General features: G+C 63.3%; 17 protein-coding genes. 5 read left to right on the top strand and 12 right to left on the bottom strand.

Features of this window, described 5'->3' with window-relative positions:
- Nucleotides 1–3: 3 nt before the first annotated feature.
- Genes E1809_RS23435 through E1809_RS23425 form a run of 3 tightly spaced genes read right to left on the bottom strand, consistent with a single transcriptional unit; the run spans nucleotide 4 to nucleotide 3,278 of the window.
- Nucleotides 4–924: a carbohydrate ABC transporter permease gene (locus E1809_RS23435; RefSeq protein WP_133206651.1), complete on the bottom strand. Its 921-nt coding sequence runs from the start codon at nucleotides 922–924 to the stop codon at nucleotides 4–6.
- Nucleotides 921–1,913: a carbohydrate ABC transporter permease gene (locus tag E1809_RS23430; RefSeq protein ID WP_133206650.1), complete on the bottom strand. Its 993-nt coding sequence runs from the start codon at nucleotides 1,911–1,913 to the stop codon at nucleotides 921–923. Before E1809_RS23430 ends, E1809_RS23435 begins: the two co-directional genes overlap by 4 nt.
- Before the next feature lie 12 nt (nucleotides 1,914–1,925).
- Nucleotides 1,926–3,278 carry an ABC transporter substrate-binding protein gene (locus E1809_RS23425; RefSeq protein ID WP_133206649.1) on the bottom strand — a complete coding sequence of 451 codons (1,353 nt, stop codon included), beginning with the start codon at nucleotides 3,276–3,278 and terminating at the stop codon, nucleotides 1,926–1,928.
- A gap of 183 nt (nucleotides 3,279–3,461) precedes the next feature.
- On the opposite strand from E1809_RS23425, the gene E1809_RS23420 reads away from it, so the two are divergent.
- The 4 genes from E1809_RS23420 to E1809_RS23405 all read left to right on the top strand — a co-directional run bounded on the left by E1809_RS23420 (nucleotide 3,462) and on the right by E1809_RS23405 (nucleotide 7,792).
- A complete protein-coding gene (locus E1809_RS23420; RefSeq protein ID WP_133206665.1) occupies nucleotides 3,462–4,484 on the top strand; it encodes a LacI family DNA-binding transcriptional regulator in 1,023 nt (340 codons plus the stop codon).
- 42 nt (nucleotides 4,485–4,526) lie between these two features.
- Nucleotides 4,527–5,348, top strand: a complete 822-nt coding sequence (nadE, locus tag E1809_RS23415) for an ammonia-dependent NAD(+) synthetase (protein WP_133206648.1) — start codon at nucleotides 4,527–4,529, stop codon at nucleotides 5,346–5,348.
- A 172-nt stretch (nucleotides 5,349–5,520) separates the two neighbouring features.
- Complete coding sequence (locus tag E1809_RS23410; protein ID WP_133206647.1) at nucleotides 5,521–7,257, top strand: AMP-binding protein; 1,737 nt, start codon at nucleotides 5,521–5,523, stop codon at nucleotides 7,255–7,257.
- Between the two features lie 28 nt (nucleotides 7,258–7,285).
- Nucleotides 7,286–7,792: a MarR family winged helix-turn-helix transcriptional regulator gene (locus tag E1809_RS23405; protein WP_133206646.1), complete on the top strand. Its 507-nt coding sequence runs from the start codon at nucleotides 7,286–7,288 to the stop codon at nucleotides 7,790–7,792.
- 74 nt (nucleotides 7,793–7,866) lie between these two features.
- Here E1809_RS23405 and E1809_RS23400 read toward each other — a convergent pair whose 3' ends face one another.
- The 9 genes from E1809_RS23400 to E1809_RS23360 form a co-directional block, all read right to left on the bottom strand.
- A complete protein-coding gene (locus E1809_RS23400; protein WP_133206645.1) occupies nucleotides 7,867–8,646 on the bottom strand; it encodes an enoyl-CoA hydratase in 780 nt (259 codons plus the stop codon).
- A 52-nt stretch (nucleotides 8,647–8,698) separates the two neighbouring features.
- A complete protein-coding gene (gene mmsB / locus E1809_RS23395; RefSeq protein ID WP_133206644.1) occupies nucleotides 8,699–9,622 on the bottom strand; it encodes a 3-hydroxyisobutyrate dehydrogenase in 924 nt (307 codons plus the stop codon).
- Entirely contained in the window at nucleotides 9,615–10,706 is a 1,092-nt protein-coding gene (locus tag E1809_RS23390) for an enoyl-CoA hydratase/isomerase family protein (protein ID WP_133206643.1), read from the bottom strand. The genes mmsB and E1809_RS23390 overlap by 8 nt, the downstream gene beginning before the upstream one ends.
- Nucleotides 10,706–12,205: a CoA-acylating methylmalonate-semialdehyde dehydrogenase gene (locus E1809_RS23385; RefSeq protein WP_133206642.1), complete on the bottom strand. Its 1,500-nt coding sequence runs from the start codon at nucleotides 12,203–12,205 to the stop codon at nucleotides 10,706–10,708. Before E1809_RS23385 ends, E1809_RS23390 begins: the two co-directional genes overlap by 1 nt.
- Before the next feature lie 207 nt (nucleotides 12,206–12,412).
- Nucleotides 12,413–13,813, bottom strand: coding sequence for a cryptochrome/photolyase family protein (locus E1809_RS23380; protein WP_133206664.1), 1,401 nt, complete (start codon nucleotides 13,811–13,813; stop codon nucleotides 12,413–12,415).
- A 98-nt stretch (nucleotides 13,814–13,911) separates the two neighbouring features.
- Entirely contained in the window at nucleotides 13,912–14,691 is a 780-nt protein-coding gene (locus E1809_RS23375; RefSeq protein ID WP_133206641.1) for a hypothetical protein, read from the bottom strand.
- A gap of 308 nt (nucleotides 14,692–14,999) precedes the next feature.
- Nucleotides 15,000–15,599: an ATP-binding cassette domain-containing protein gene (locus tag E1809_RS23370; RefSeq protein WP_235835749.1), complete on the bottom strand. Its 600-nt coding sequence runs from the start codon at nucleotides 15,597–15,599 to the stop codon at nucleotides 15,000–15,002.
- Nucleotides 15,596–16,594 (bottom strand): peptidoglycan-binding domain-containing protein, encoded by a 999-nt coding sequence (locus E1809_RS23365; RefSeq protein WP_133206639.1) that lies wholly within the window; start codon nucleotides 16,592–16,594, stop codon nucleotides 15,596–15,598. Before E1809_RS23365 ends, E1809_RS23370 begins: the two co-directional genes overlap by 4 nt.
- Before the next feature lie 50 nt (nucleotides 16,595–16,644).
- Nucleotides 16,645–17,220 carry a hypothetical protein gene (locus E1809_RS23360; protein WP_133206638.1) on the bottom strand — a complete coding sequence of 192 codons (576 nt, stop codon included), beginning with the start codon at nucleotides 17,218–17,220 and terminating at the stop codon, nucleotides 16,645–16,647.
- Between the two features lie 241 nt (nucleotides 17,221–17,461).
- Here E1809_RS23360 and E1809_RS23355 point away from each other — a divergent pair.
- A partial coding sequence (locus tag E1809_RS23355) for a helix-turn-helix domain-containing protein (RefSeq protein ID WP_133204173.1) occupies nucleotides 17,462–17,704 on the top strand: 243 nt, incomplete at its 3' end.

The raw sequence follows: 17,704 nt of genomic DNA, 5'->3' as shown, positions 1-17,704 counted from the left end.
GTGTTATTTGACTCCTCCGGCGGTCAAGCCGCCCACTAGGTAACGCTGGAAAATCAGGTACAAAATGACCACGGGCGCAGCACACACAAGGGATGCTGCCATCATCTGGCCGTAGAAGGGAATGGCCCCGCCTTCTTGCGAAGCGCCGAAGATCTGGAGCGCGACGGCGGCCGTCTGGCTTTCGGGGCGGGTCATCACCGAGGCGAACAAGACGTCGTTCCAGCCAAGCAGGAACGCGAAGATACCGGACACGACCACGCCGGGCCAGCTCAGCGGAAGGATGATCCGCACCAGCACGCCCAGGTTGCTGGCGCCGTCGATCCTTGCGGCTTCCTCAAGTTCGCGGGGCAAGCCGCGCAAGTAGGTGACCATGACCCAGGTGGAAAACGGCATCGCAAACGTCAAGTACGTCACGAACAGGCCCCACTGCGTTCCGATCACTTGGATGCCAAGGTAGCTCGCGGCCGAGGAGAACAGGACGAAGACCGGAAGGACCATGAGCGTGCCTGGAACCGACTGCAGCGCCAGCAAGCCGCGAAGGATGGTGAGCCGGCCGCGGAACTGGTAGCGGACCAGGACGTACGCGGTGGCGATCGACATCAACGCCGACACAATGGCCGTTGATCCTGCCACCAGGACGCTGTTGGTGAGGCCCGTCGCCAATCCGACGCTGCTCCAGATCGTGCTGTAGTTCTCGAACGAGAATGTGGAGGGGAAGAACTCGCCCCGCGCCACTCCGATGTCCGAGTTCAGGGATGCCAGGAAGATGTAGGCCACCGGGATGAGCACAAGGGCACACAGCACGGTCAGGATGATGGCGAGCAACGGGCCAGGCAACAGCCGCGTGACTTCGTGCTGGCGGCGGGAGCCCGGGCGGAAGCCTTCTTGCGGTGCGGTCCCGACGGCGGTAGTTGCGGTGCTCACTTTTTGCCTCCTGGGGTTTCGGCGTCGTCGAGCTTGACGGCCCGCAAGTAGATGAACAAAGGAATGGCGATCAGGATGAGCGAGATGAACGCCATGGCCGCGCTGAGTCCGAACCGGAAGCTCTGGAAGCTCGTGACGTAGGTGAGGGTCGGCAGCAGTTCGACGTCGGACGGGGCCGGGACACCGAACAGCACGAACGGCAAGGTGAAGTTGTTGATGTGGTGCAGCATCCCGATCAGGAAGGCCAAGGACAGCGGGCCTTTGAGGTACGGGAAAACGACGTAGCGGAGCTTGTTCCACCACAAGGCACCGTCCAGCGCGGATGCTTCGTGCACTTCGTGGTCCACCGATTGCAGCCCGGACAACGCCAGCAAGTAGACGAACGGCCACGAGGCCCAGATCTGGACCAGGATCAACGTCCAATACGATTGCGGACCGTTGAGCCAGAGTCCGGCATTGATGCCCACCGAGTGGAGCGCCGAGTCGATCACGCTGCCGGGCTGGAACATCGTCCGCCACACCGTTGCCACCACGAACGACGGCAGGACGTAGGGGACCAGGAAGATCGAGCGGACCAGCGCGCGGCCTTTGAAGGCGTTCTGGGTTGCGACGGCGGCGGCGATCCCGAGCGGGATGGTCACCACCATGGCGATCAGCGAATAGCTGACGCTCAGCCAGATCGCGTGGAGCAGGGGCGAGCCGGTCAAGGCCTCGACGAAGTTCTGCACTCCGATGAACGGTGCGCTGACCCACTGGCGGAGCGAGTACTGGTCCAGGTCCAGCGACGACATGTAGATGCCGAGCAGCATGGGCAGGACGATGATGATCACCATCAACAGTCCGCCTGGAATGAGCATCCACAACGGTCGGTTGCGTTCGCTCAGTCCCTTGCGGCGTGGCGGTGTGTCAGGAACCTGCGGCTCCGGCGTGGCGGCGTGGGTCGACTTGCGGCGCGTCGGCTTGCCCGCGGTCAGGGAATCGGTGGACATGTCCGTTCCTGCCTACTTCGACGCCCGGTCGAGCGATGCCTGGCCTTTGGACTGGGCGTCCTTGAGCCGTGATTCCAAGGCGGAATCATCCACGGATCCCTTGGCGAGGTCAGGGATGGACTGGACAGTGACGTTCATGAGGGCCAATTGGATGTCGCCCCAGGCGCCGGTGAACGGGGTTGCCTTGGATTTGGCAGCGGTATCGGCAACCGGTTGGAGTTGCGGGTTGGCCAAGGACTTCAACGCGTCCGCATTGGCCGGCAAGTCGCCGAAGATCTTCTGGAAGTTCAATTGCTCATCCTTCGAAGTGATGAGGTTGATGTAGGCGAAGGCCAGGTCCTTTTGCTTCGAGTAGTCGGCAACAACCACGTTGTCGCCGGACAGGATACTGGCCGCGTTCGCGGCGTCACCCTTCGGAGACGAATCGCCGGGTGCCGCCGTCGGCATGGTGGCGTAAGCGTACTTGCCCGCAACCGCGGACTTCTCGAGGGTCGGGAGCGAGCTGGACGTGGTCATCATCAAGTAGCCGGCCTTCCCCGAAGCGAACGCGGCAACCGCGTTGCTGTTGCTCCAGCCGACCGACGCCGGGTCCACTACCTTGTCCTTGGTGAGCCAGCCGAAGTAGGTTTCGTAGGCCTTCTTGACGGCGGGGTCGTCGAGCTTGAGCGTCTTGCCGTCCACGAGCGGGTTGCCGGCCTGGACGGACATCGCCCAGATGAACTTCCAGGGATCGTAGTTGTCCTTGTATCCGGTGGCGAGGCCGTAGGTGCCCGTGGCCGGGTTGGTCATCTTCTTGGCCTGGGCCTCGAGCTCGTCCCATGTGGTGGCGGGCTTGTCGATGCCCGCCGCGGCGAGAAGGTCCTTGTTGTAGGCCATCACGAACGGACGGCTGACGAAGGGAATGCCGGCCTGGTGCTGGGCGTCCGGTCCCGAAATGCCGAGGGCCGCCTGGTTGAACCGGCTTTTGCCGCCCACTTTGTTCCAGTCGTCGTCGGACAAAGTCACGAAGGCCTTGGTGGCGTAGGCGGTGGGGGTGAACGTGGTGCCGAGGCTGTAGACGTCGGGGCCTTGGCCGGAAACCACGGAAGTCTGGATCCGAGTCAGCTCGTCGTTTGCCGAGGCGAACGTTTCGAACTCGATGTCTGCACCGGTCTGCGCCTTGAACTTGGCCGCGATGTCTGTGAACCACTGCTTCTGCTGGGCGGAATACTGGGCGTTGACGCCGGTCAGGACGCTCAGCTTCTTGCCTTTCCCGTCGACGGCTCCGGAGCTGCTGCCGGAGTTGCCGCTACCGCCGCAGGCGGTCAAAGCCAGTGCCGCTGAGACAACAACGGCGGCCAATTTGGCGGACGATGCAAACTTCATTGTTTTCCTCCCTGGATGCCCGGGAACAGCAGCGTGGTGCGCGTCACATCGGGCGATTTCTCCGAGTCTAGGCAGGCCGCAACAAAGATGACAAGCGATTGCCAAAAATTGTCATCGATGCTGCAATTGTGGGACAAGTCACTCATCGTTGAGCGGCTGCGGCAGATGAGGAACATCCAGACGATGGCAGAACTCCAGCTCCAGTCCCCGGGCAAGCAGCCCACTATCCGCGACGTCGCCGATCTCGCCGGCGTGGCAACATCCACGGTTTCGCGCGCCCTCAGCAATCCGGGGAGGGTGAACCATGTGACGCGCGAGCGCATCGAACAAGCCGCGGCGCAGTTGAACTACATCCCCAGCTCGCAAGCCCGCGGGCTGAGCTCCGGACGCACCCAGACGGTCGCCGTCCTGGTTCCGGACATCACCAACCCCTTCTACTTCGACATCATTCGCGGCGCGCAGCACCAACTGAAGGCGGCCGGCTACACGCAATTGCTGGTGGACACCGAGGAATCCGCGGACATGGAAGCCGACGCCTTGCAGAAGATGCGCCGTTCGGCCGATGGCTTCATCCTCGCCGCGTCCCGCCTGACGGATGCCCAGCTCGCCGAAGCCGCTACCCAGCAGCCCATGGTCACCATCAACCGGGCGTCGGCCAACGCCCCCACGGTGGTGATCGACACGCCGTCGGCCATTGTCCAGGCGCTGGAACACCTCGTATCGCTGGGGCACTCGAGGATTTGCTTCGTCGGCGGCCCCACGACCTCCTGGTCGAACGCGAAGCGGTGGAAGACCTTCCAGGACGAGGCCCAGGATCGCAGCCTCACCACCTTCAGCGTGGGGCCGTTCACGCCCAAGACGACGTCGGGCGCGGCCGCCGCCGACGCCGCTGTGCACACCGGAGCGACGGCATGCCTCGTCTTCAACGACCTCCTCGCCATCGGCATGCTCCAAAGGCTGCGCGAACGCGGTATCCGTGTTCCGGAGGACATGTCCATTGTTGGTTGCGACGACATTTTCGGCGCCGACTTCTGCAATCCGCCCCTCACCACCATGGCCTCCCCCATAGAACAAGCCGGTCGCGTAGCCGTTTCCATGCTCTTGTCGCGGCTGAATCCGCAGTACGGCGGGACGAACCGGAGGCTCGCCGTGATGCCCACCCACCTCACCGTCCGTGGGTCCACGGGAGCCGCCCCGGAGCTCTGACACAGTTGAGGGATCCAAGCACTCCTCATTAGTGTTGGGGACATGCGCACACTTCAGGCTGAAATCATTGCGGAAATGGGCGTCCAGCCCCGGATCGACCCCGCCGAGGAGATCCGCAAACGGGTCGCGTTCCTGAAGGACTACCTCAAGGCAACGCGGACCAAGGGCTTCGTCCTGGGCATTTCCGGCGGCTTGGATTCCTCCCTGGCCGGGCGGCTCGCGCAACTTGCCGTCGAGGAGCTCGAAGCCGAGGGCGTCGAGGCGAACTTCGTGGCGGTCCGGCTCCCCTACGGCGCCCAGCACGATGAAGACGACGCGCAGGCGGCCCTCGACTTCATCCAGGCCAAGACCGAGTGGACCTTCAACATCTCCCGGGCAGTGGATGGCTTCGAGGACGAATTCGAGAAGACCACCGGCGCCGGCATTTCAGACTTCCACAAGGGCAACACCAAGGCACGGTCCCGGATGCTGGCCCAGTACGCGCTAGCCGGCGAGTACAACTACCTCGTCATCGGAACCGACCACGGGGCGGAGTCCGTCACCGGCTTCTTCACCAAGTTCGGCGACGGCGGCGCGGACATCCTCCCGCTCTTCGGCCTCAACAAGCGGCAGAACCGCGCTCTCCTCGCCGAGCTTGGCGCGCCGGACCGGATCTGGGAAAAGGTCCCCACGGCCGACCTCCTGGACGGCTCCCCCGGCCGCACGGACGAAGACGAGCTCGGTATCACCTACGACCAGATCGACGATTACCTCGAGGGCAAGGACGTTGCCGAGGGCGCCGCGGCGACCATCGAGGACAAATACCTGCGCACGCGCCACAAGCGCACCGTCCCGGTCACCATTTTCGACACCTGGTGGAAGTAGTCCCCGCCTCCAGAGGGCCTCGAGCGTCAGCACCTCGCCGCTGCCCTGCACCCCTTCCGAACGCTTGGATGTCCTAGTATATTTCAGGTGAGGCGGATCACAACGCAGCGTTCGCCGGTCCGCCCCGATCACCGTGACGCTGGTCCGATCCATGCAGGGCGAAAGGCAGACAATGACAGTCACCGACGACTTCCGTGCAGCCCGCGACCGGCTCCTTGAACTGCGCACCCGCTATTCCACCGCGCACAAGGAGTTCCAGTGGCCCCGATTCAGCGAATTTAACTTCGCCATCGACTGGTTCGACCAAATCGCGGCCGACCCCTCCAAGGCCAACAACCCCGCGCTCGTGATCGTCGAGCAGGACGGCAGCTCGACGCGCCGCAGCTTCAAGGACCTTTCGGACCGTTCGTCGCAAGTGGCCAACTGGCTCCGCAGCAAGGGCGTCCAGCGGGGCGACCGCATGATCATCATGCTCGGCAACCAGGTGGAGCTTTGGGAAATCATGCTCGCCGGGATCAAGCTGGGCCTAGTCCTGATTCCCACGACTACGCTCATGGGACCGCGGGACATTACTGATCGCGTGGAACGCGGCGGAGCCCGCTGGGCCGCCGTCGGAAGTGCGAACATCGGCAAGTTCGCAGATGTGCCGGGCGACTACACCCTGATCGAAGTCGGCGACGCCGCCCTGGCCGCCGGCACAGACGCTGCCGACAGCGCACTCGACTACGCCGAATCGGGCACCGCGGAAACCGGGTTCGTCCCCGACGCTCCCACGCTTGGCGACGAGACGATGCTCCTCTACTTCACCTCGGGCACCACGTCGAGGGCGAAACTCGTGGAACACACGCACACCTCCTACCCCGTGGGGCACCTGTCCACGATGTACTGGATCGGCCTGGAACCGGGCGACGTCCACCTCAATGTGGCCTCCCCTGGCTGGGCCAAGCATGCCTGGTCCAATGTCTTCGCGCCGTGGATCGCTGAAGCGTGCGTATTCGTCTACAACTACGATCGCTTCGACGCCAAAGCCCTCATGGAGCAGATGGACCGCGAAGGGGTCACGAGTTTCTGCGCACCGCCCACAGTGTGGCGCATGCTCATCCAAGCGGACCTCACGCTGCTCAAGACCCCGCCCACCAAGGTTGTCTCGGCGGGCGAACCGCTCAATGCCGAGGTCATCGGGCAAGTGGAGCGGGCGTGGGGCCAGACCATCCGCGACGGTTTCGGCCAGACCGAGACGACGGTCCAGGTTGCCAACACTCCGGGCCAGCAGGTCAAGACGGGCTCCATGGGTCGGCCGCTTCCGGGTTACGACGTGGTGCTCGTGGACCCCGCCACCGGGGAGGAAACCGACGACGGCGAGCTGTGCTTGCGCTTGGACCGCCGGCCCGTGGGGCTCATGAAGGCCTACTACGGCGATGCCGCGAAGACGGCTGACGCGTTCCGGGACGGCTACTACCACACTGGCGACATGGCCAGCAGGGACGAGAACGGGGTCATTACCTATGTGGGCCGCGGCGACGATGTCTTCAAGTCCTCCGACTACCGTTTGTCCCCCTTCGAGCTCGAAAGCGTCCTGATCGAACACCCTGCGGTGGCGGAGGCCGCCGTCGTGCCTTCTCCGGATCCCGTGAAGCTCTCGGTACCCAAGGCATTCGTCGTGCTCGCGAGTGGACATGTCCCCTCGCCGGAGCTCGCGGAGGACATATTGCGTTATTGCCGGAACAATCTTGTGCCGTTCAAGCGCATCCGCCGGCTCGAATTCGCCGAGCTGCCCAAGACCATTTCCGGCAAGATCCGCCGCGTCGAACTCCGCGCGAGCGAGGAACTGCGGCACGGCAGCGGCCTGAATCCGGAAGGCACCGGCGTCGAATACTCCGAATCCGACTTCCCGAGCCTGAGAGAATAGGCAGCCAACCACAATGTCAGGAGGTACCGTGGGCAGTCCGCTCCCCCGAGACCCCATCGCCGACGCCCAGCGGAACTGGGAACGCCACGGCTGGGGCGAAGTCGCCGCGCCCATGGCGGCCATCACTGCGATCATGCGCACCCAGCAGATCCTGCTTGCCCGCATCGAAGGCGTGCTGAAGCCGTTCGGCCTCACGTTTGCGCGCTACGAACTCCTGGCCTTGCTGAGCTTCGCCCGGAGCGGCGCGCTGCCAATGAACAAGGCCAGCGCGCTGCTCCAGGTACACCCGACGTCCGTGACCAACGCCGTCGACCGCCTCGAAAAAGCCGCCCTCGTGGTCCGCTCCCCGCACCCAACGGACGGGCGAACCACCCTGATCGAGCTCACGTCCGAGGGCCGCACCCTCGCAAAGCGCGCGACGACGGCCCTCAACAATGAGGTGTTCGGCCAGTCCGGCTTCGGGAACGAAGACGTCGAACACCTCATCCGTGTCCTGGGCGACTTCCGCAAAGCCGCCGGCGACTTCACGGACTGATCCTCTGCATCCGTTGCTGCGTACGTGTCGTTTTCCACCCTCAAAACGACACCTACGCAGCAATGGATGCAAGATTAGCGGTGCTTGAACTCCGCTTCCCGCTTCTCGGTGAAGGCCACCATGCCTTCCTTCTGGTCTTCCGTGGCGAAGAGTGAGTGGAAAATCCGCCGCTCAAACAGGACCCCTTGGGACAAACCGGTTTCGAACGCCGCGTTGACGGCTTCCTTGGCCAACATGGCCGCTGGCTTGGACTTGGAAGCGATGAGCTCGGCAGCTTTGAGTGCTTCTTCCACCACGTCCGCAGCCGGAACGACGCGGGACACCAGCCCTGCGCGTTCGGCTTCATCGACATCCATAAACCTCCCGGTGAGGATCATGTCCATCGCTTTGGCCTTGCCCACGGCCCGGGCCAGCCGCTGCGAGCCCCCCATGCCCGGAATGACCCCCAGGTTGATCTCGGGCTGGCCGAACTTGGCATTGTCCCCGGCAATGATGAAATCGCACATCATGGCCAGTTCGCAGCCACCGCCCAAAGCGAAACCGGAGACGGCCGCGATCACCGGGATACGGAGGCGGGTCAGGTTTTCCCAGCCCCGGAACCAGTCGGCGGCATACATCTCCATGTATCCCTTGGAAGCCATTTCCTTGATGTCCGCCCCTGCCGCGAAGGCTTTCTCCGAGCCGGCAATCACTACGGCCCCAACCTCAGGGTCGGCATCCATGCCGGTCACCGCCGCCACGAGCTCATCCATGGTGGCCTTGTTCAATGCGTTGAGCGCTTTTGGCCGGTTGAGGGTCACCAAACCAACCCTGCCCCGTAGTTCCACCAGGATGTTTTCGTATTGCTGCGCCAAGCCGTACCCCTTTTGTTCGTGCCGTAGATTGTTGATGGCCTCGAGACCAACGCTACGTGGCGGACCTGTCCCGGATCTCCGTAATGATGCCGGAGAAGTCACGTGCCGCTCCGCCTTCGGCCGCGAACGCGTCGTAGATCTTCGAGGCAAGGTGCCCCATTTGCCCGTCGACGCCGGTGCTCTCGAGGGCGTTGACAGCAAGCCGAAGGTCCTTCGCCATGAGGGCACCGGCAAATCCCGGTTGGTAGTCGCGGTTGGCCGGGCTCCCGGGGACTGGACCGGGGACGGGGCAATTGGTGGTCAAGGCCCAGCATTGCCCGGAAGCGTTGGAAGCGACGTCGAACAAGGCTTGGTGCGTCAGCCCAAGCTTCTCGCCCAGCACGAAGGCCTCGCTGACGGCAATCATGGACACACCAAGGATCATGTTGTTGCAGACCTTCGCCGCTTGTCCCGCGCCGTGGTCGCCGCAGTGCACAATCCGCCTACCCATGAGTTCCAGGATCGGTTTCACCGTTTCGAAGTCTTCCGGCAAGGCGCCCACCATGAACGTCAGTGTTCCTGCTTCGGCGCCCACGACGCCCCCGGAAACAGGCGCGTCCACTGAGCGATGCCCGGCTTCAAGCGCAATGGCCGCGGCTTCGCGGGCTTCGTCCACGTTGATGGTCGAGCAGTCCAGGAACAGCGTGTCAGGCCCGGCCACAGACAGTAACCCCGGCGCCCCGTCCACGCCGCGATAGGCATCGAGGACGTGCTTCCCGCTGGGGAGCATGGTCAGGACCACCGAAGCTCCCGCCACGGCTTCTTCCGCGCTCTCCACGGTGGGAACGCCTTGTCCGCGGGCTGCCTCAAGCGCTGCCGGCACGGGGTCGTACGCGAGCACCTGGTGACCGGCTTTGACGAGGTTCACGGCCATCGGGCCACCCATGTGGCCGACCCCGAGGAAAGCGATAGTCCCGGAAGCTGCGTTTTCAGACATGGTCGGACTCCTTTGAGTGAAGTTTGAGTTCACGGTCGCCGAGCGGCTCAAAAAAGCGTTCGACGTCGGCGGGTGTCACTTCCGCGAGGGAAGGCGGCTTCCACTGCGGGTTGCGGTCCTTGTCCACCACTTGGGCACGGATTCCCTCCCGGAAATCGGCTCCCGTCAGGCATCGCATGCCCACGCGGTATTCCTGTTCCAAGGCCTCGTCAAGGGTCAGTCCTCGCACACGCCGCAGCGATTCCAGCGTGACCTTCACCGCGGTGGGCGATTTGGATTCGATCGTGTTTGCGACCGCGCTGGCTTCTTCGTCGCCGGCGCGCAGCCTCGCGACGATCTCCTCGGCATCGTCCGTCGCGTAGGCGGCATCGATCCAGTCCTGCTGGGCGGCCAGTGGCGAGGCCGGCGGCTCTTGTGCAAAGCGCCCGACGGCGACTTCCGCCGTCGAGCTTTCCAGCGCTTCCGCGAGCGCCGGGAGGCTAGCGGACGGCACGAAGTGGTCCGCGAGCCCGAGGAACAGCGCGTCGGCGCCGGTCAAGTGCGCACCCGTGAGCGCCGCGTGGGTTCCTGTCTCCCCCGGCGAGCGTGACAGCAGGAGCGTCCCGCCGACGTCGGGCACGAAACCGATCGTCGTTTCCGGCATGCCGGTCCGGGTACGCTCGGTGACCACGCGAAAGGAGCCGTGAGCGGAAATCCCGACCCCGCCGCCGAGGACCAGACCGTCCATGAAGGCCACGTAGGGCTTCGGATAACGGGCGATGAGCGAGTTCAGGCGGTACTCCGCGGCCCAGAATTCCGAGGTCTGGCCGCCGTGGCGCAACATGTCCTCGTAGATCGCCACGATGTCCCCGCCTGCGCACAATCCGCGCTCCCCGGCGCCGTGGACCAGGACCGTTTGCACGCCGTCGTCATCCGCCCACGCGGTAAGTCGCTCCAGCATGGCGAGCACCATTCCCGTGTTGAGCGCGTTGACGGCGCGGGGCCGGTTCAGGGTCACGACGCCGAGGTTGCCGCGTCTCTCGAACAGGACGTCACCGGTCGCAGCTTCGTCGGACGCAGCCTCTTTTGGCGGAAGGCCGGCCATCAGCTGCCGGCCGGCATCACGAAGCTGGCGCCCTGGCGGATGCCGGAGGGCCAACGGGTGGTGACCGTCTTGGTCTTGGTGTAGAAGCGGAAGGCGTCCGCGCCGTGCTGGTTGAGGTCGCCGAAGCCGGAGGCCTTCCAGCCGCCGAAGGTGTAATAGGCGATCGGTACTGGAATCGGGACGTTGACGCCCACCATGCCTACCTCCACCCGGCTGGCGAAGTCGCGGGCCGAGTCGCCGTCGCGCGTGAAGATCGCGACGCCGTTGCCGAACTCGTGCTCCGAACAGAGCCGCAGCGCTTCCTCATAGTCGGCCGCGCGGAGGACGCTCAGGACCGGGCCAAAGATCTCGTCCTTATAGATGGACATGTCCTTCGTGACGTTGTCGAAGAGGGTGGGACCAACCCAGAAGCCGCCTTCGTAGCCGTCCACGGTGACGCCGCGGCCATCGGTGACCAGGGTAGCGCCGGCGTCGACCCCTGCCTGGATGTAGCGTTCGATCCGTTCTTTCGCGGAGGCTGCCACCACTGGGCCGAAATCCGAGTCCTTGGCCATGCTGGGACCGACCTTCAGGTCCTTGATCCGCTCGCCCAGTTTGGCGACGAGCTGGTCAGCCGTCTCCTGGCCAACCGGCACTGCTACCGAGATGGCCATGCAGCGTTCGCCCGCGGAGCCGTAGCCGGAGCCGATCAGGGCGTCGGCGGCCATGTCTAGATCGGCGTCGGGCATGATCACCATGTGGTTCTTGGCGCCGCCAAAGCATTGCGCACGCTTGCCGTGGGCCGCTGCCGTCGCGTAGATGTACTGGGCGATCGGCGTGGATCCGACGAATCCGATCGCCTTGACGCGCCGATCCTCGAGGAGGGTGTCCACGGCTTCCTTGTCGCCATTGATGACGTTGAACACGCCGTTCGGCATCCCGGCCTCGGTGAAAAGTTCCGCGAGCCGCAGCGGCACCGACGGATCACGCTCCGACGGCTTGAGGATGAAGGCGTTGCCAGCGGCGAGCGCGGGACCGGATTTCCACAGCGGGATCATTGCCGGGAAGTTGAACGGCGTGATGCCAGCGACGACGCCGAGCGGCTGGCGGAGCGAATGAACGTCGATCCCTTGGCCTGCGCTGTCCGAGAACTCGCCCTTGAGCAAGTGCGGCGCCCCGGCGGAGAATTCCACCACTTCGATGCCGCGCTGGATATCGCCTTTGGAGTCGAGGAAGGTCTTGCCGTGTTCCGAGGAGAGGAGCGTGGCGAGTTCGTCCATGTTCTCGTTGACCAGGTCCACAAACTTCAAGAGGATTCGGGCACGGCGCTGCGGGTTCATGGCAGCCCATTCAAGCTGGCCTTTCTCGGCGTTGGAGATCGCGTTCCGGACCTCGTCCGCGCTGGCCAACGGAAGCTTCGACTGGACTTCGCCCGTGCAGGGATCGTAGACGTCGCTGAAGCGTCCTGAGGTGCCATCGACCCTTTGGCCGTCAATGTAGTGGGAGAGTTCGCGCACCATGGAATGCTCCTTTGCATATGTGTGAATGCCCGCCAACAGCCTCGAAAGCACATGTCCGACTGCGCCCCGGGGACATCTTGAACCCGAATATACTCGGACTTCCTACTAGTTTCTAGGGGTCCGGTGGTGGCCCGGTCGCTGGCAGCAGCGGGCGCGCCCGACGTCGGAACTCAGGTTGTGCGCGCCTGTTCCGGCGCGAGGCGGGCCTCAGAGCGACCCATAGGCGTCCAGCGCTTCCTGGCGGGAGGCCTTCAGGTCCACCACGGGCTGTGGGTAGTCCGGCGTGGCGATTTCGGGAATCCACTCGGCCACATACTTGCCGTGGGGGTCGAATTTCCTGGCCTGGGTTTCCGGGTTGAAGATCCTGAAGAACGGCGACGCATCGGCCCCCGAACCGGCCACCCACTGCCAGTTCGCAGGGTTGGACGCCGCATCGGCATCCACCAGCGTGTCCCAGAACCACTGCTCGCCGAGTTGCCAATGGATGCCGAGGTTCTTCACCAGCAGGCTCGCCGACACCATGCGAACCCGGTTGTGCATCCATCCCGTGCGCCACAATTGCCGCTGACCTGCGTCCACCAAAGGGAAACCTGTTTTGCCTTCCCGCCAGGCACGGAGGAGCGTGGCGTCGGCAGATCTGTGGCCGCTCTTTTCCGGACCCTTCTTGCCCGGGCCGTCCAGCTCCGGCCACGCCCAAGGGTAGTGGTCGAAGCCGGGCCTCAGGTTGGCTGTCGCCAAGTCCGGGTGGTGGAAATACTGGTGCCAGCAGAATTCGCGCCACCCGAGTTCCGTGGCAAAGACGGCATTTCCATCGCCGAGTTCCCGGCGCCGGCGTTGCTGGGCGTGCCACACCTCGAACGGACTGAGCTGGCCCCAGCGCAGGAAGGGGGAAAGCCTGCTGCTGCCGGGCAAATCCGGGCGGTCACGGTTCACGGAATAGTCTGCCACGCCTTGCTCCAGGAAATCCTCAAGCAATTCGTGGGCCTGGGCCCTCCCCGGTTGCCAGTATTCAGCTAGCCCGGCGGACCAATCCGGTGACTGGGGAAGCAATCCCCAAGCGTCCAACTCTTCCTGGTCCGGGAGCCGTCCGGAGAATCCCCGGCCACACTCCGGGGCGTCCCAAGGATCGCGGAAGTCCCTTGCGGACACAGTGCGCCAAAAGGGCGTGAAAACTTTGAATGGCCCGCCCTGCTTGGTTGTCACGTCCCACGGTTCATGCAGCAACGAGGCCTGGAAACTCTTCGCATGCACACCGGACGCGCCCGCCCAAGCCTTGATGCCGGCGTCGAGCGTTCGCTCCGCTTCGCCGTACCGCCGGTTCCAGTAGAGCCCGCCGGCGCCGAGCGCCGTCGTGGTTTCGCGAACGACGGCGTCTGCCGGGCCGCGGCGCAAAAGGAGCGGAATGCCCAAAGAGGCGAGGTCTTCGCGAAGGGCCAGCAAGGAATGGTGCAGCCACCAGCGGGAGGCTCCCCCGAGCGGCCTGATGCCCAGCGATTCTTCGTCAAGGACATAGAGCGCAACCGCCCCGCCGTCGTCGACCGCTGCCCGCAAGGCTGGATTATCGGTGACGCGGAGATCGTCCCGGAACCACGCAATCGACGGCTTCACCATTCCCCCTCCGAGTTTGTGTACAGATCACACCCCTTAAAACGAATCTTAAGGGGTGTGATCTGTACACAAACTCAAACGTTCAGGGGCCGATTGGGTCATCTGTTGCTGAAATAGCGGAAGAGTTGCTTCTCTCGAATCGTTGCAGCTCCGGCTATTGCGCCAATAATGAAAGCCGGAGCAGCGACAAGCACAGGCTTCGTCCCCAGAACCACCATGACCGGCAAATCCGGCAATCCGGCAGACCTTGCGGCATAGATGATCATTGGCATGGCAAGGATCCACGCCATCAGTGCCACTACCGCATGTTCAATGCCGACCTGCAACCGCTGAGTGGCTGCCGTGACCCCGCTGTGCTTAGCGGAGGCAAGCTCCAGACGCCTGGAACGCACGGAAAAATAACCCAAAACCATTCCGACGGCGAGTGCCGCCATTGCGCCAAACCGCGTCACGCGCTGTTCAAACCTGGCAGCGCCATCAAATTCCGTCCCCTTTCGCGTATTCAGCTGGCTGACTACGGGTGGGTCGGCGTTTGGCTCACCTGCTCCCGGAATCAGCGACAATCGAATGAGCATCCGCATTTCGGGGGACGGCGGCCAAGAGCGGACCCAGCATTCGTCAAAAGCGCCTCCGCCCGCAGGGACCGGCGAAAGGAGGCCATATGCAAAGCCGGCGCGACGGCCATCTGCGGGATAGTCGTAAGTCCCGTCAACCTTGGCCGTCCCGTGTGCTGTCGCGATCCCTTGATTCCGGTCCACGGCAAGGGGACCCACGTTCAGCTCCTTGGCAAGTTCATCGGAAACAACCATTCCACCGTCGCCACGAACCTGCGCGCCAAGAACGGATGGCAATCCATTAGTGATTTCCTTAGTCGGCACGGGGGATCCCGGTAATGCAAGAAGCGGGGTATCCGGAGCCGCCCGGAGGGCGCCGGCGGCCGCAACTCCGGGCAGTTCGGACAACCGTTCGCACTTCTCGCCGTCAATCGCCCCGGCAGCGACTAGGGTGATGACGTCCGCTCCCGATTCCTTGTAGGAGTTCGCCGCTGAAATGAGCGACTGGGTGGCAATGATGTCTGCAAGCCCAAGTCCCGAGGCCGGGATGGCCAAGGCCAACGCGAACCAGACGGCACGCGATGCTCCTGACGTAATGTTCCTCCACGCCTCGCTGAAAACCTCCGCGATGTTCATTTTCGGTGTTTCCCCAGGTCAAGGACGTGAGTGCAGGCTTCGCGGGTTGCGGGGTCGTGAGTAGCAACAATAATGATCGTGCCACGGGCAGAGATCGCTTCAAGCGCCGAATTCACGGATTCCCCGGTATGGCGATCCAACTGTGCGGTAGGTTCATCGACCAGAAGCAGTTGCGGATCCGCGGCGATGGCTCGGGCGAGCAACAAACGTTGGGCTTCGCCGCCGGAAAGCTGGCGAAAAGGGCGGTGTGCGATCGACCCCAGATCGACGGAATCCATCAGTGCCAACGCCTTGGCCTCAGCATCAGTCCTCCGAAGCCCCTGTGCGAGGAGCGGCAGTGCTACGTGATCCAACGCCGAGCGTGGACCAACTCCATGGGGATTCTGGAACACCCACGAAATCCGGTTAATGCCATCACGGGCGACCCGCCCTGATGTGGGCTCCATCCAGCCCGCGATGATGCTCAATAAGGTGCTTTTGCCAGACCCTGACGGACCGGTAAGCGCGTATTTGTCGCCGGGACGGAAATCGTAGTTGAGATCCTCGAACAGCGGTGGCAGCGCGTCGAAGCCACAGCCGACATGTTCAAGCCTCACACGCACGGTTGGTTTTGTGCCGGTTTGAGATCTATTTCCCGGACGGCATCGAGGGCATTACCGGAAACATACGTAATGCCAAGCTGGGAACCGAGAATGGTCACCCGATGGACCTCCTTGCTGGACGATATGCAGCCACCGGCCGCACTAATGCTGAAGATGGCTCCGGGCGGAACTCCAAGCACCCTGGCGGGTTGTGCAAGTTCGTAGCGCGCGGTGAAAACTCCCGGACGTTCAGAACCCTGTGATGCAGCGAAACTGGGCGTCCTTGCCATCTTGTTGAGGAGAACCCCATCCGAAATCCTGCCGTCCACCGCGGTCGGAAAATTCGAGGCGTCGATCAGCAGGGTGCGTTCGCCTGGGGCCAGAGTTTGCGGAAGATTAGCGATTCTTGCTCCGGTAACCTGTGGCGGAAGTTCCGCAATGCCTTGGCCCTGGTTCACGACGGATCCCACCGATACAGCGCACTTGAGCACGGCCTGCTCCCGGTCAGGGAGCCAGGTGTACTTGCTTCTCTCGATGACGGAGCGATCAGGTCGCGCGCCGAGGGAAGCAGCCAGAGCGACATGTGCCTCGAACATCTCGGCAGAGACCGTTGCCGTTGTTCCAGCAACATATCCAAGCTGATTGAGCTCAGCCTGGAGCGCGCGAACGTCGTCGCCGGAGTCGCCGAGGCGCAAGTCGCGCCACAATGGCGTCTTCGTCGCGAGGTTGATTAGCGGTTCCCCGTCAATTGCAAAAGTGGACGTGCCCGAACGGATCAGGCCGCCCTGGGTACAAGCGGACGAGGTGATGGTTCCACTGAGCCCCGCGATCAGACTGCGCGGTCCGGACTGCTCGGCCACGACTTGGACAGTCCGTGGATCCTTAAAGTCAGTCGCAGCGACCGGAGCGGTTGACGCCGGAATCTGTCGCTCAAGCGATGACGGCGCCCCGGCCGGAGCCATAGCGAGTCCAAGGACGAACGCCAGTGCGCTCGTGAGAAGGGCCGCCACAGCGACGCCTCTCAACGACGTCCAATTCCCGAAGTTAAACCTCCGCTGCTTCACGGCATGGCTTCTTCACGATTGAGGGGATCCAGGCCGCAGGCGCGGAACCTCGGATCAGCAGCATCGAAAGGGAAATTCTGGTCGCCAGATGCCGCCTCATAGTCTTTCGCAGAGTAGTTTCGTTCAACCAAGCCCTTTCGCGAAAGACATTCGGCCATAATGGCGGACTCGTCCCTGTTTTCGGGATTTCTGTTGATCTGGAAATAGAGTCCTGAAATCTGGCCAGACGTACGGGCCCGGCAGTCTCTGCTTAGTTCATCGTATTTCGCATCGGTCATCCCGGTCGGTGCGATTGATTTGGTGGAATCGTATTCTTGAAGTTCAACCCGAATATCGAAAGCCGCCATGCAGGAAACGAATGCGTTCCTTACTTCCTGGTTCTCTTGGTCGGTAATTTTTCCATCCGACAAAATAGTCCTCTGCAGGTCGGTTGTGGCCGTCGAATAGGCCGAACGGAAGTAGTCTGCCCAAGGCCCGGTGAACGTTGGAGCGTCCACTCCTTGCGGGCCTGGGCCGACCGCCTGAACACCCTTATCCCCGCTCGAGCAACCGGCAATCAACAATGCAATCACGGAGAACCACAGAGCAGCTAGGCGCAGATACCAGCTTCCAGGCACGTTCAATTACACCCGAGCCCACCCGTAGGAGGTGATGTTGGCGTAGTTCATCCGCCGCCTTTTGACCGCACGCGTAGCAATGTTCCGATTCATTCAATTTCCCCAATTTTCAGCCCGGACGCTGCTGTCCGGTAGGGAGAACCTAGTGTCGCGTGTCGTTAATAGCTAGACGTTTGGGTGTTTGGGAGGATTGGTTATGGCCAATCGTCCTGCTGCTGCCCTGGGTCTTCGTGATGGTGATTTTGAGGCGTTGAATCGTCTGTCCAGGTCCTCGGCGGGACGGGCGGGACTCGCCCAGCGGGCGCGGATCGTGCTGCTGGCCGCGGAGGGGCTGTCGAACACCGTGATCGCCGAGCGTGTCGGGGCGACACGGACGACGGTCATAGGGTGGCGCAGCCGGTACGAGTCCGCAGGGATTGCCGGGCTGCATGATCAGGAC

The organism is Arthrobacter terricola (genome assembly GCF_004354015.1).
Lineage (GTDB): Bacteria > Actinomycetota > Actinomycetes > Actinomycetales > Micrococcaceae > Arthrobacter > Arthrobacter terricola.
Note: the sequence above shows the minus strand (reverse complement) of the source record. Positions and strands in the feature narration are given on the sequence as shown.

Coding starts and splice junctions, on each gene's coding strand:
- E1809_RS23430 (WP_133206650.1), bottom strand. CDS start 1,913: ATGTCCACCGATTCCCTGACCGCGGGCAAGCCGACGCGCCGCAAGTCG.
- E1809_RS23390 (WP_133206643.1), bottom strand. CDS start 10,706: ATGGCCGGCCTTCCGCCAAAAGAGGCTGCGTCCGACGAAGCTGCGACC.
- E1809_RS23420 (WP_133206665.1), top strand. CDS start 3,462: ATGGCAGAACTCCAGCTCCAGTCCCCGGGCAAGCAGCCCACTATCCGC.
- mmsB (WP_133206644.1), bottom strand. CDS start 9,622: ATGTCTGAAAACGCAGCTTCCGGGACTATCGCTTTCCTCGGGGTCGGC.
- E1809_RS23410 (WP_133206647.1), top strand. CDS start 5,521: ATGACAGTCACCGACGACTTCCGTGCAGCCCGCGACCGGCTCCTTGAA.
- E1809_RS23385 (WP_133206642.1), bottom strand. CDS start 12,205: ATGGTGCGCGAACTCTCCCACTACATTGACGGCCAAAGGGTCGATGGC.
- nadE (WP_133206648.1), top strand. CDS start 4,527: ATGCGCACACTTCAGGCTGAAATCATTGCGGAAATGGGCGTCCAGCCC.
- E1809_RS23425 (WP_133206649.1), bottom strand. CDS start 3,278: ATGAAGTTTGCATCGTCCGCCAAATTGGCCGCCGTTGTTGTCTCAGCG.